The organism is Mycolicibacterium parafortuitum (assembly GCF_002086815.1).
GTDB classification, from domain to species: Bacteria; Actinomycetota; Actinomycetes; order Mycobacteriales; family Mycobacteriaceae; genus Mycobacterium; species Mycobacterium parafortuitum.
In genome coordinates this window covers 23,010-35,965 of sequence record NZ_MVID01000030.1, presented here as the reverse complement: position 1 = coordinate 35,965, position 12,956 = coordinate 23,010, and the positions used below count along the sequence as shown (strand labels likewise).

At 68.0% G+C, this 12,956-nt stretch carries 12 protein-coding genes; all 12 read left to right on the top strand.

The window, feature by feature from the left end; genetic code table 11:
- The first annotated feature begins 49 nt into the window (after positions 1-49).
- The 12 genes from BST38_RS24590 (at position 50) to BST38_RS24535 (ending at position 12,903) form a co-directional block, all read left to right on the top strand.
- Complete coding sequence (locus BST38_RS24590) at positions 50-1,345, top strand: ABC transporter substrate-binding protein (protein ID WP_083146109.1); 1,296 nt, start codon at positions 50-52, stop codon at positions 1,343-1,345.
- 5 nt (positions 1,346-1,350) lie between these two features.
- Positions 1,351-2,238, top strand: coding sequence for a branched-chain amino acid ABC transporter permease (locus BST38_RS24585; RefSeq protein WP_165761646.1), 888 nt, complete (start codon positions 1,351-1,353; stop codon positions 2,236-2,238).
- 19 nt (positions 2,239-2,257) lie between these two features.
- Positions 2,258-3,274 carry a branched-chain amino acid ABC transporter permease gene (locus BST38_RS24580; RefSeq protein ID WP_083146107.1) on the top strand — a complete coding sequence of 339 codons (1,017 nt, stop codon included), beginning with the start codon at positions 2,258-2,260 and terminating at the stop codon, positions 3,272-3,274.
- Positions 3,274-4,041 carry an ABC transporter ATP-binding protein gene (locus BST38_RS24575; RefSeq protein WP_133057262.1) on the top strand — a complete coding sequence of 256 codons (768 nt, stop codon included), beginning with the start codon at positions 3,274-3,276 and terminating at the stop codon, positions 4,039-4,041. The genes BST38_RS24580 and BST38_RS24575 overlap by 1 nt, the downstream gene beginning before the upstream one ends.
- 19 nt (positions 4,042-4,060) lie before the next feature.
- Positions 4,061-4,849 carry an ABC transporter ATP-binding protein gene (locus BST38_RS24570; RefSeq protein ID WP_165761645.1) on the top strand — a complete coding sequence of 263 codons (789 nt, stop codon included), beginning with the start codon at positions 4,061-4,063 and terminating at the stop codon, positions 4,847-4,849.
- Positions 4,840-5,697, top strand: a complete 858-nt coding sequence (locus tag BST38_RS24565; protein ID WP_165761644.1) for a fumarylacetoacetate hydrolase family protein — start codon at positions 4,840-4,842, stop codon at positions 5,695-5,697. Before BST38_RS24570 ends, BST38_RS24565 begins: the two co-directional genes overlap by 10 nt.
- 1 nt (position 5,698) lies before the next feature.
- Positions 5,699-6,661, top strand: coding sequence for a DODA-type extradiol aromatic ring-opening family dioxygenase (locus tag BST38_RS24560; RefSeq protein WP_083146103.1), 963 nt, complete (start codon positions 5,699-5,701; stop codon positions 6,659-6,661).
- 54 nt (positions 6,662-6,715) lie between these two features.
- Positions 6,716-7,120, top strand: coding sequence for a RidA family protein (locus tag BST38_RS24555; RefSeq protein ID WP_165761643.1), 405 nt, complete (start codon positions 6,716-6,718; stop codon positions 7,118-7,120).
- Positions 7,117-7,980, top strand: a complete 864-nt coding sequence (locus tag BST38_RS24550; protein ID WP_165761642.1) for an alpha/beta fold hydrolase — start codon at positions 7,117-7,119, stop codon at positions 7,978-7,980. Before BST38_RS24555 ends, BST38_RS24550 begins: the two co-directional genes overlap by 4 nt.
- Positions 7,977-9,407, top strand: a complete 1,431-nt coding sequence (locus BST38_RS24545; protein WP_083146100.1) for an amidohydrolase family protein — start codon at positions 7,977-7,979, stop codon at positions 9,405-9,407. Before BST38_RS24550 ends, BST38_RS24545 begins: the two co-directional genes overlap by 4 nt.
- A 122-nt stretch (positions 9,408-9,529) precedes the next feature.
- Positions 9,530-10,921, top strand: coding sequence for a sigma 54-interacting transcriptional regulator (locus BST38_RS24540; RefSeq protein WP_083146099.1), 1,392 nt, complete (start codon positions 9,530-9,532; stop codon positions 10,919-10,921).
- A gap of 2 nt (positions 10,922-10,923) precedes the next feature.
- Positions 10,924-12,903, top strand: a complete 1,980-nt coding sequence (locus BST38_RS24535; RefSeq protein ID WP_083146098.1) for a vWA domain-containing protein — start codon at positions 10,924-10,926, stop codon at positions 12,901-12,903.
- Positions 12,904-12,956: the final 53 nt, after the last annotated feature.

Below are 12,956 nucleotides of genomic sequence, written 5' to 3'. Positions count from 1 at the left end.
GGCGCGGAATGGTTACACATTGGTTGCGAACACACTCTGTGGGAGAGACATGAACAAAGCGACGAAGGTCTGGTCCAGCGCTGCGGCTGCTGCGGTGTTGCTCGCAGTCCCCGCCTGCTCGCAGGGCGGCGAGGACGACCCACTGGTGGTGGGGATGCTGATGGCCTTCAGCGGGCCCACCGCGGTCGAGGGGGCCGAGGTCGTCAACGGGTGCCTCCCCGCGGCGACCGAGATCAACGACGCGGGTGGTGTGCTCGGACGCACCATCGAGTGTGAGGCCTTCGACACCAAGGGCACCGCCAGCGATTCCGTGCCCGCCGCACGGCAGATGCTGAGCACCACCTCGAATCTCTTCGCAGTGCTCGGTCCCAGCACCGCCGAGGCGGTCGCGGCCGCACCGGTCCTCGAAGAGGCCACCCAGGTGATGTTCTCCCCGGCGGGCGACGGACGCTTCGACCGCACCGAGCTCGACTACTACTACCGCCTGATCACCTCGGATTCCGTTGGGGCCCAAGCTATGGCGTTGCATGCCAAGCAGCAGGGCTTCGGCAACGTCGCGCTGGTGTTCGTCGGCGGCGCGTCCGCGCAGGCCAACATTCCGCCGCTCGAAGAGGCGCTCGGCGGGTTGGGCATCCCCGTCACCGAGGCGCTCACCATCCAGCCCGAGCAGCCCTCGTACCGCACCGAGGTGGCCCGCATCCTGCAGAACCGGCCTGCCGCGATCGTCTTCGAGGCGGACGCCGTCTCGGCGGGGACATTCCTGACGGAGCTGAATCAGGCCGGCGGCGGGGACATTCCGGTCGTCACCAACACGCTGGCCACCACCGGCGACTGGCAGAAGGCGGCGGTGACCGCCTACGGCGGCGACGATGCGCTGGCCAAGTCGCTGCAGGTGGTCGTGCGCTACGCCCAGGAGGGCGGTGCGGGCACCGAGACCTACGTCGAAACGCTCGAGTCGCTCGACGGGCAGGACGGCATCGATGTCCCGTCGTTCAAGGACAGCGCCTACTCGCGCGCCGCATACGACGGGGTGATCCTGGCCGGCCTCGCCGCGACCAAGACGGATTCCGTTGAGCCCGAGGACTACAACGCCGCCATTCCCGAGCTGCTGGCAGCCGGAGACGGCAAGACCGTGGTGAGCAACTACGCCGACGGCGTCGATGCGATCAAGGAAGGCAAGGACGTCCAGTACGTCGGCGCCAACGGCGAGTACCGGCTCAACGAGTTCCACAACGTGATCGGCGCGTTCGCCTTCTACGACTGGGATCCGTCGACCAAGTCGCTGCGCCTGGTGAACCAGCTGCCGGCCGCAGAGCTCGAGGCATTGGCCAGCGGGCAGCGCTGACAGCAGTGAATCTCGTCGTCTCCGCGACTGTATTCGGGGTGGTGATCGCCGCGGTGCTGGCCTTGGCCGCGGTCGGTTTCACCCTGCAGTACAGCGTCTCCAACGTTTTCAACCTCGCCTTCAGCGAGACGATGGTGGTATCCGGCTTCGCGGCACTGGCCGCCAACCGGGCCGGGATTCCGCTGGCCGGCGCGGCGCTGGTGGGTGTCGCGGCCGGTGCCGTCGTCTCACTGCTGCTGAACCAGTTCGTCTACCAACCGTTCGCCCGGCGCGGCGTGTCGGTGTTCCAGATGCTGGTGATCAGCCTGGCGGTGAGCCTGGTCCTGGCCAACACGCTGCTCGCGGTGGTGGGTCCACTGTCGTTCCACTACGACGCGAGTCCGACCGTGCTGTTCACCGTCGCCAGCGCCGCGGTCACCGACCTGCAGTTGACGGTGATCCTGCTGGCGGTGGTGACCATGATCGGGATGCACTTGCTGCTCAAGCGATCCCGGTTGGGTATGGCGATGCGCGCGGCGTCGGTGGACGGCGGGCTGGCCCAGTCGTGCGGCATCCGCACCCAACGCGTGGTCGCCACGGCATGGGCGATCTCCGGTGCGCTGTGCGGACTGGCCGGGGTCGCGCTGTTCACCATCAGCTCGTCGTTCTCGGCGACCTCGGGGCGGACCTTCATCGTGCTGGTGATCGCAGCGGCGGTTCTGGGCGGCATCGGGGACGCCTACGGGGCGATGCTCGGCGCATTGGTGCTGGGTCTGGCGACCGAACTGACCGCGGTGTGGCTGGATCCCAGCTTCAAGATCGCGATCGCGTTGCTGGTGCTCATCGGCGTGCTGATGGTGCGGCCTCAGGGCATCCGGGCGGAGTTCTCGACAGGCAGGGCGTTGCAGGTATGAGCACGGGAGCGGGTCATCGATGAGTGCGGATCTGAGCTTCTACATCGTCACGCTGGTGGTGTACGCCACCGTCGCCGTCATCGGCTGCTGGGGCCTTGAGCTCCAGTACTCCGACACCGGACTGCTGAACCTGAGCTACATCGTGTCGGTCGCCGTGGGCGGGTACACGGTCGCGCTCCTGTCGCTGGGGCCGCCGGAGGACAAGAGCGGCACCGTGGTTCAGGAGTACTTCTGGGGAACTGCGCTGCCCTTCCCGCTGCCGTTCGTCGGCGCGGTGTTGGCGGGCATGCTGATCTCGCTGCCGATCGGCCTCGTCGCCCTGCGGCGCCTGCGGTCGGACTACCAGGCCGTCGCGATGCTGTCGATCGCGCTGATCGCCGCGGCCCTGGTGGTGGCGATGCCCGGGATGCTCGGCGGCGGACACGGGTTGTACCTGATCCCGGCGCCGCTCAAATCCGAACTCGGGTTGCGCTCCGACGAATACTCCTGGTTCTACGCCGGATTCGCGCTGCTGCTGACGGCACTGGCGGCATGGGTGGTGCTGCGGATCTCCCGGGCCCCGGTGTGGCGGGTGCTGCGGGCGGTGCGGGAAAACCCCGAAGCCGCAGATGCACTCGGCATCAACGTCACCCCGGTGCGGTTGACGGCGTTCGCGGTCGGCAACGGGCTGGGCGCGCTCAGCGGCGCGATCCTGGCCGCGTTCATCGGGACCTACGCCCCGGCGGACTGGTCCTATCAGGAAACGCTGATCCTGATGGGCGCCGTGATCGTCGGCGGGGCGGGCAACCGGTTCGGAGTCCTGATGGGCGCGTTGCTGATTCCGGTGGGGCTGACGGAGGCGACCCGCTACCTGCCGCAGTTCGGCGCGCCAGGCACCGTGGACGCGCTGCAGTACGTGGTGGTCGGACTGGTGATCATCGCCTTCCTCTGGTGGCGTCCGCAGGGCGTGTTCCCGGAACGGAAGCGGACATTCGGCGTGGATGGAAACCCGGTGCCGTTCTGGGACCGCACGCAAGCCAAGCAGGGAGCCTTGTGATGACCGACGCTCACATCCTGACCATCGAAGGACTCACGGTCGGATACGGCAGTATCCGGGTGCTGGAGGACGTCTCGCTGAACATCCCCGAGGGCCGTATCACCGCAGTGGTCGGGCCCAACGGCGCGGGCAAGTCGACACTACTGCACGCGCTGGCCGGAACCGCCCCGGTGCAGGCCGGCCGGGTGCTGTTCGGCGGACAGGACATCGTCGGACTCGCGCCGTACCAGCGGTCGCGCCGCGGCATCATGCGGACCTTCCAGATGCCGGCCGACTTCGGCAGGCTCACCGTGCTGGAGAACCTGCTGCTGGCCGACCGCTCGGTGGGTGGCACCGGGTTCGCTCAGGTCTTCACCCGGCCGCGGCGCAGCTGGTTGCCCGGGCAGCGGGAGGCGGTGGCGCGGGCCCGGAAGTTGTTGGCCGAGTTCGGGCTCGAAGCCAAGGAGAACGACTACATGGGCGATCTCTCCGGAGGTCAGCGGCGGATCCTGGAGCTGCTGCGCGCGGTCACCACCGAACCGCGGATGCTGCTGCTCGACGAGCCGTTCGCCGGAGTGCACGCCAGCATCATCGAGCGCATCTCCGACTTCCTCGTCCAGCTCAGGGACCGGGGGATCAGCATCCTGATGGTCGCCCACGAACTCGACGCGGTCGAACGGCTGACCGACGCCGTGGTGGTGATGGCTCGCGGTCAGGTGCTGTTCGAAGGGTCGATGGCGGCCGCGCGCCGGGAGAAGGAAGTGGTGGACGCATATGTCGCCGGATGAATCGCCGGTTGGCTCCCGAATGAACTCCGGCACACCGGTGCTCGGAGTCCGAGATCTCACGGTCGGTTACAACGGCGTACCGATCGTGCACAACGTCAGCCTGGAACTGGTCGCCGGGACCACCGCCTGTGTGGTCGGGCCCAACGGGTGCGGCAAGAGCACGCTGCTCAAGGGACTGGCCGGGCTGGTCAAGCCGATGGGCGGTGTCGTCGACCTCGTCGGCCGAGGTGATATCACCGGCATGTCCACCGCCGAGCGGGCGGTCAACGGCATGGGGTACGTCCCGCAGATCGACGACGTGTTCAAACCGTTGACGGTGGAGGAGAACATCGTCATCGGCGGTTACACGCTGTCGCGGAGCAAGGTCGCGGCCAACAAAGAGCGTGTCCTGGAGCTGTTTCCGCGGCTCAAATCGATGCTCAAGCGGCACGCCGGAGTGCTCTCGGGCGGCGAGCGCAAGATGCTGGCGATGGCGCGGGTGCTGATGCTGGAGCCCACGGTGCTCCTGCTCGACGAGCCCACCGCCGGGCTGACCGAGGAGATGGCGTCGAGGCTGCTCGACGAACAGCTCACTGAGCTCAAGGCCGACGGCGTCGCGGTGCTGCTGGTCGAACAACGCGCCAATCTCGCGATGGCATCAGCGGATTGGGCCTATGTACTGGCGACCGGCCGGGTGCGCCGGTCGGGCTCGGCGGCGCAACTGCGGGCCGACCCCAGCTTCTCGCACATCTTCCTCGGCGGCACCGAAGAAGCCCTCGTGGCTGCCGCCGAAACCACGGATACCGAAGGAGAGGTTCGTTGCAGTTAGTTCAATTCGTCCACCACGGTGCGACACGGTGCGGTTTCGTCGAGGGGGACGGCGACGATGCCACCGTCGTCGAACTGGACTGGTCGCTGCGCGATGCGCTGGTTCTGCTGACCGCGGGACAGGGTGAACGCATCACCGAGGCCCGGAACGGCCGGGTGAAGCTCAGCGATGTGGTCCTGCTGCCTCCGGTGACCCCGTCGAGCCGCATCTTCTGCATCGGGATCAACTACCTGGATCACCAGCAGGAGTCCATGGATGTCTTCCTGGCCACCGTGCCCAAGGCTCCGGTGGTCTTCATGAAGGATCTGTCCTCGATCGCCGGACCGTTCGACCAGCTCGACCTGCCCAGCTCGCTGTCGGTCGAATTCGACTGGGAGGCAGAGCTCGGCGTGGTGATCGGCGCACCGGCCCGCAACATCTCCGAAGAGGACTCCTGGGATGTGGTGGCCGGCTACACGGTGGTCAACGACGTGTCGGTCCGGGACCGTCAGGTCCGGCACGTGCAGTGGACACTCGGCAAGAACGCCCCCGCGTCCACCCCGATCGGGCCGGGGATCGTCGACCGCGACACCGTCGGCATCAAACCCGACATCGAAGTCACCTGCCGGGTCAACGGCGTCGTCAAACAGAACGCGTTCACCCGCGACCTGATCTTCGACATCCCGCGGCTGATCTCCGAGATCTCCCAGGTGACACCGCTTCTGCCCGGCGACATCATCGTCAGCGGCACCGCGGCGGGTGTCGGCTTCAAGCGCAACCCGCCGGAGTTCCTCCGCGAGGGCGACGTCGTCGAGGTCGAGATCGCCGGTGTCGGAAAGATTTCCAACACGGTCCGGACGGAGTGCTGATATGCCGGTCGTCGGAGCGATCTCGGCCTCGCACGCGCCCGGAATCCTGGGCTGGCCGGACGACGTCACCGCGGCTGAGAACGAGGCGGTGTTCGCTGCCTACGACACGCTGAGGCAGACGGTCGCCGAGGCGGGCCCCGACGTGATCATCGCGTTCCTCGACGATCACTTCGAGAACCACTTCCGCAACCTGATGCCGTCGGTCAGCGTCGCGGTGGCCGAGGAGCACACCGGTCCCGGGGAACACCTGCTCGAGCTGCTCAAGTTCGACGCGGTGCAGACCTTCGGCGGTGAGAAGGATCTCGCCGAGCAGATCCTGCGCACCCTGGTGGCCTCCGGTATCGACGCGGCACGGATGGGCTCAGCGGAGTTCGGCAACAACCTGATGGTGCCGATGCGACTGCTGCGGCCCGAAGGCGACATCCCGATCATCCCGGTGTACATCAACGTGTTCACGCCGCCGCTGATCACGATGCAGCGCGCCTTCGAGGTCGGTGCCGCGGTGCGCGCGGCCGTCGAGGACAGCGACAAGCGAATCATGTTCTGGGGCACCGGCGGTCTGTCGCACTGGCCGCCGATCTGGGAGCCCAGCCGCGGATCGGACGACTTCCTGACCCGGATGAAGACGTTCCAGAACGAAGGCCGCGGCTACCTCGAGCGCGACCCCGATCTGTGGACCGACATCGGTCCCTACGAGATCAAGATGGCCGAGGAGATGGGGGACGCGTGCGTGAACCCCGAGTGGGACCGGGAATTCCTGGATCTGCTGTCCCGCGGTGACATGCAGTCGCTGTTCACCTGGACCTACGACGACATCGAGAAGCAGGGCGGCCACGGCGGCCACGAGATCCTCAACTGGATGGCCGTCGCCGGAGCCATGGGCGGGACCGCGTGCGAGGTCCTGACCTACCAACCCACCCCGGCGTGGATCTGCGGCACCGGCGCGGTCCGCTACCCCGCCTGAAACACCGAAATCACAGCAACACCGAAAAACACAGCGAAGAAAAGAGATAGATCAGTGATTACCTACCAGGACGCCCCCCTCCCCAAGTTCGGCAACTACTCCACGCTGGGGATCGGAAAGCCCGGCGAGATCGTCGTGCTGTCCGGGCAACTGGGCGCCGACGCCGACGGGAACTTCCCGACCTCCGACGGCGTCGAGCAGGTGAAGGCCACCTTCGACAACCTCGGTGTCGCCCTGGCCGCCGCCGGGCTGGGCTTCGAGCACGTCATCGGCTTCCGCACCTACCTGGTGGGGCGCGAGATGGTCCCGGACTTCATGAAGGGCCGGATGGAGAAGTTCCCCGAGATCTACCCCTCCGGCGTGTACCCCCCGAACACGCTGCTGATCATTGGTGGCCTGGTTGAGGAAGCGGCGCGCGTCGAGATCGAGGCGCTCGCGGTGCGCCCGGCCGCATCGTGACCGAGCAGTACCGCCGCTACCCGTTCCACCACGGGCGCGAGACGGTGATCTCCTACCCCGTCACCGGTGCGGGCGTCACCACCCGGGTCGTCGAGTCGGGTTCCGGCGACCACGTGCTGGTGTGCCTGCACGGCGCCGGGTCGCGTGCCGACCGGTTCGTGCCCGTGATGCCCGGTCTGGTCGCCGAGGGCTTCCGTGTGCTGGCCATCGACTTCCCGGGCCACGGCCTGGCCGAGAAGCGCGAGGACATCGACTACACCGGTCAGGGTTTCGCCGACGTGATCGCCGGCGTGCTGGATTCCCTCGGGCTGACCAAGGTGACGTTCCTCGGGACGTCGCTGGGCGGGCATGTCGCCGCGGCGATCGCGGTGCAACGGCCCGATCTCGTGGCAGGGCTGGTGCTGATCGGATCGGTCGGCGTCGGTGACTTCCCGCAGGAGTTCCACACGCCGCCGGAGGTGCTCTCCGACGGCAGCGTCGAGGGTGTGCGGCGCAAGCTGACGTTCCTGGTCTCGGATCCGGACATGGTGACCGAGGCGTGGGTGCGGGAAGAGTCGATGATCAACTCCTCCACCGGGGCCAAGCAGGCGCTGTTGAAGGTGTCGGAGTGGCTGGACAAGGACTGCAACGCTTTTCGGCAGGACGCCGAGCTGGCCAAGCTGCTGCCGGAGCTCCCCGTGCTGCTGGTGTGGGGTGCCGACGACAAGTGGACCCCGCCGTCGATGGGGGAGGAGGCGAGCCGGAACCTGCCCGGGGCGGTCCTGGAGCTGATGCCCGGCTGCGGGCACGCCCCGTACTTCGAGAACCCGGACCTGTTCGTCGAACTGGTCCGCAAACACGGTGTGGGAGGACTGAGATGACCGATCGCTGGTTGCTGATCGAGAACGGCACCGTCGTCGACGGCGACGCCAATCCGCCGATCCCGGATTGCGCGGTGCTGGTGCGCGATGCGCGGATCGTCAAGATGGGCACCGTCGACCGGGAGACCGACATTCCCCGGGGTGCCGACCTTGAGGTGATCGACGCCCGCGGCAAGACCGTGATGCCGGGCCTGATCGACATCCACTGCCACATGACCTATGGGCTGGCGCGCACCGAGGAAGAGATCTCGATGTACACGCCGCCGGAGGTCCGGACGCTGATCGCGGCGGCCAACATCGAGAAGGTGCTCGCCGCAGGCGTCACCAGCATCTCGCAGCCGGGCGGTTCGTACTACATCGGCGTCGGGCTGCGGGAGGGCATCAAACGCGGGATCGTGCACGGTCCCCGGATGACCTCGGCGGGAAGGTATCTCACCACCAGCAACGGCCTGACCGACTGGTTCCCGGATGCCACCGGCAATCCGGAGTCCAGCACCGGCAAGCTGACCAACACCCCCGACGAGATGATCGCCGAGATCAGGCGCCAGAAGAAGGCCGGCGTCGACCTGATCAAGCTCGCCGACAGCCCGTTCGGTGACTACCAGGCGTTCACCAACGACGAGCTGAAGCTGTGCGCCGATCTGGCCCACCAGTTGGGCATGCAGATCACCATCCACGCCCGCGGCGACGGTGAGATGAACGCGGCGGTGGAAGCCGGCTTCGACCACATCATGCACGGCAACCACATGTCGGACGCCACGATCGAGAAGCTGGCCAAGAGCCAGATCCCGTTGGCGCCGACACAACTGCTGATGCATCACATCGTGGAGTTCGCCGAGACGCTGCGGGTGCGCCCGTCGATCTCGGAGGCGACGAAGCGGATGAACGACGCCACCATGGACAGCCTGCACCGCGCGTATGCGGCCGGGGTGAAGTTCGCGATGGGCACCGACAGCGGTTTCTCGCTGGTTCCGTACGGCCAGTGGCACGCCCGCGAGCTGGAGATGCTGATGCTCTACACGGGCATGAGCTCGCTGGAGGCCATCCAGGCCGGCACCAAACACGGCGCCAACGCGATGGGGCTGCCCGGCGATCTCGGCGTCCTCGCCGAGGGCAAACTCGCCGACATCATCGTCGTCGACGGGGACCCGGTGGCCGACATCAAGGTGCTGTACCAGCCCGGCAAGGTCGAGACCGTGATCCTCAACGGCCAGGTGCAGACCTTCCCGGACGACATCCGCACCCGGTTCATCCGCAACGACTACCTGCCCCACGAGTACGGCTGGGACCTGCTGTCCTACGAGCGTGCCTTCGAGGGTGCCGAAACCCCGAAGACGCAGCTCGACTGGACCACCGAGCAGCGCCTGGACGTCGTCAACGACGTCCGCAAGTACGAGAAGGTGGGTGCCGCGCCCGCCGCGGAGTAGGCCGCCGGACCGCACCGTTGGGCCGAATCCCCCTTCTGGCCCAACGGTGCCCGGCAGCCGGTTCGTTGCGCTGAAAGCAGACAGTTCGTGCTTGATGTCGCCGACCGTCGTAGCTTGGAGAGGTGACTTCACCTAACGACCTCCCCCGCACCGTCGGTGAACTGCGGGCGTCCGGGCATCGCGAGCGCAGCGTCAAGGCCGAGATCAGGGAGAACCTGCTGGCCGCGCTGGCTTCGGGAGCGCCCGTCGACGAGGTGTGGCCCGGCATCCTGGGCTTCGAGGACACCGTCATCCCGCAGCTGGAGCGGGCACTGATCGCCGGGCACGACATCGTGCTACTCGGCGAGCGCGGCCAGGGCAAGACCCGCCTGCTGCGCGCCCTGACCGGGATGCTCGACGAGTGGACGCCGGTGATCTCCGGATCCGAGCTCGGCGAGCACCCGTACAGCCCGATCACCCCGGAGTCGATCCGCCGGGCCGCCGACTCGGGCGACGACCTGCCGGTCGCGTGGAAGCACCGCAGCGAGCGCTACACCGAGAAGCTGGCCACCCCCGACACCAGCGTCGCGGACCTGGTCGGCGACATCGATCCGATCAAGGTGGCCGAGGGCCGCAGCCTCGGCGATCCCGAGACCATCGCCTACGGCCTGATCCCGCGCGCGCATCGCGGCATCGTCGCGGTCAACGAACTGCCCGATCTCGCCGAGCGGATCCAGGTCTCGATGCTCAACGTGATGGAGGAGCGCGACATCCAGGTGCGCGGCTACACGCTGCGGCTGCCGCTCGACGTGCTCGTCGTCGCCAGCGCCAATCCCGAGGACTACACCAACCGCGGCCGCATCATCACCCCGCTGAAGGACCGGTTCGGCGCCGAGATCCGCACCCACTACCCGCAGGAGCTCGACGCCGAGGTCGGCGTCATCGTCCAGGAGGCGCACCTGGCCGCCGAGGTGCCCGAGTACCTGCTGCAGATCCTGGCCCGGTTCGCCCGCGCGCTGCGTGAGTCCAGTTCGATCGACCAGCGCTCCGGGGTGTCCGCGCGCTTCGCGATCGCGGCCGCGGAGACCGTCGCCGCCTCCGCACGCCACCGCGCCGCGGTGCTCGGTGAGGACGAGCCCGTCGCGCGCGTCGTGGACCTCGGCTCGATCGTCGACGTGCTGCGCGGCAAGCTGGAGTTCGAGTCCGGCGAGGAGGGCCGCGAACAGGCCATCCTCGAGCATCTGTTGCGGCGTGCGACCGCCGAGACCGCGCAGCGTCTGCTCGGCGGGATCGACGTCGGCCCGATCGTCACCGCGGTCGAGGGCGGTTCGCCGGTCACCACCGGCGACCGGGTGTCGGCCCGCCAGGTGCTGGCCGCGCTGCCGGAGGTGTCCGCCGTCGCCGAGATCCAGCAGCGGCTCGGCGCGCAGTCCGAGGGTCAGCGGGCCGCCGCGATCGAGCTGGCCCTGGAGGCGCTGTATTTGGCGAAACGGATCGACAAGGTGTCCGACCAGGGCGAGACGGTCTACGGCTGAGCATGAGCAGGACGTCGCGGTACTCGCGCTACACCGGCGGCCCGGACCCGCTGGCGCCTCCCGTCGACCTTCGGGAGGCGCTGGAGGCGATCGGTCAGGACGTCATGGAGGGCACCTCGCCGCGGCGTGCGCTCGCGGAGATGCTGCGACGCGGCACCCGGAACATGCCCGGTGCCGACAAACTCGCCGCCGAGGCCAACCGCCGACGACGGGAACTGTTGCAGCGCAACAACCTCGACGGCACGCTCGCCGAGATCAAGAAGCTGCTCGACGAGGCGGTGCTCGCCGAGCGCAAGGAACTGGCCCGGGCCCTCGATGACGACGCCAGATTCGGTGAGCTGCAACTGGAATCGTTGTCGCCGTCACCCGCCAAGGCCGTGCAGGAGCTCGCCGAGTACGACTGGCGGTCGGCGGAGGCGCGCGAGAAGTACGACCAGATCAAGGATCTGATGGGTCGGGAGATGCTCGACCAGCGCTTCGCCGGGATGAAGCAGGCGCTGGAGAACGCCACCGACGAGGACCGCCAGCGGGTCAACGAGATGCTCGACGACCTCAACGATCTGCTCGACAAGCACGCCCGCGGCGAGGACTCGCAACAGGATTTCGACGAGTTCATGGCCAAGCACGGCGAGTTCTTCCCGGAGAACCCGCAGAACATCGACCAGTTGCTCGATTCGCTGGCCCAGCGCGCCGCGGCGGCCCAGCGCTTCCGCAACAGCCTGTCCGAGCAACAGCGTGCCGAACTGGATGCGTTGGCGCAGCAGGCTTTCGGCTCGCCGTCGCTGATGAACGCGCTGAACCGTCTCGATTCGCACCTACAGGCCGCCCGGCCCGGTGAGGACTGGTCGGGGTCGCAGCGGTTCTCCGGTGACGACCCGCTCGGCATGGGCGAGGGGGCCCAGGCGCTGGCCGACATCGCCGAGCTCGAGCAGCTCGCCGAGCAACTGTCGCAGAGCTATTCGGGGGCGTCGATGGACGACGTCGACCTGGACATGCTGGCCCGTCAGCTCGGCGACGAGGCCGCGGTGAACGCGCGCACGCTGGCCGAGCTGGAGCGGGCGCTGATGAACCAGGGCTTCCTCGACCGCGGTTCGGACGGGCAGTGGCGGTTGTCGCCGAAGGCGATGCGCCAACTCGGCCAAGCCGCGTTACGGGATGTGGCGCAACAACTGTCGGGCCGGCACGGCGAACGCGACACCCGCCGCGCCGGTGCCGCCGGGGAGCTGACCGGCGCCACCCGGCCGTGGCAGTTCGGCGACACCGAACCGTGGAACGTGACCCGGACGCTGACCAATGCCGTGCTGCGGGAGGCAGGGACGGGCGAGGCGGCGCGGCCGGCACCGCGCATCCGGGTCACCGTCGAGGACGTCGAGATCTCCGAGACCGAGACCCGCACCCAAGCCGCGGTCGCGCTGCTGGTCGACACGTCGTTCTCGATGGTGATGGAGAACCGGTGGCTGCCGATGAAGCAGACGGCGTTGGCGCTCAACCATCTCGTCAGTACCCGGTTCCGGTCGGATGCGCTGCAGATCGTCGCGTTCGGGCGGTACGCCCGCACCGTCACCGCCGCCGAACTGACCGGGCTTGAGGGTGTCTACGAGCAGGGCACCAACCTGCACCACGCGCTGGCGCTGGCCACTCGGCACCTGCGCAGGCACCCCAATGCGCAGCCGGTGATCCTCGTCGTTACCGACGGGGAGCCCACCGCGCATCTGGAGGACTTCGACGGCAACGGGAGTCCTTCAGTGTTCTTCGACTACCCGCCGCACCCGCGCACCATCGCGCACACCGTGCGCGGCTTCGACGAGGTGGCCCGGCTGGGGGCGCAGGTGACGATCTTCCGGCTCGGCAGTGACCCGGGCCTGGCCCGTTTCATCGACCAGGTGGCCCGCCGGGTCGGCGGCCGGGTGGTGGTGCCGGATCTGGACGGCCTGGGCGCGGCGGTGGTCGGCGACTACCTGAGCGCGAAGCGCCGGCGGTGACAGGGCGGACGACGATCAAGCGGCGAGGGACGAGTCGCGTTGAGGAGTTCGCC

Bases quoted from the DNA above. Each gene is read 5' to 3' on its own strand.
- BST38_RS24590 (WP_083146109.1), top strand. From the start codon at position 50: ATGAACAAAGCGACGAAGGTCTGGTCCAGCGCTGCGGCTGCTGCGGTG.
- BST38_RS24535 (WP_083146098.1), top strand. From the start codon at position 10,924: ATGAGCAGGACGTCGCGGTACTCGCGCTACACCGGCGGCCCGGACCCG.
- BST38_RS24580 (WP_083146107.1), top strand. From the start codon at position 2,258: ATGAGTGCGGATCTGAGCTTCTACATCGTCACGCTGGTGGTGTACGCC.
- BST38_RS24545 (WP_083146100.1), top strand. From the start codon at position 7,977: ATGACCGATCGCTGGTTGCTGATCGAGAACGGCACCGTCGTCGACGGC.
- BST38_RS24560 (WP_083146103.1), top strand. From the start codon at position 5,699: ATGCCGGTCGTCGGAGCGATCTCGGCCTCGCACGCGCCCGGAATCCTG.
- BST38_RS24575 (WP_133057262.1), top strand. From the start codon at position 3,274: ATGACCGACGCTCACATCCTGACCATCGAAGGACTCACGGTCGGATAC.
- BST38_RS24570 (WP_165761645.1), top strand. From the start codon at position 4,061: ATGAACTCCGGCACACCGGTGCTCGGAGTCCGAGATCTCACGGTCGGT.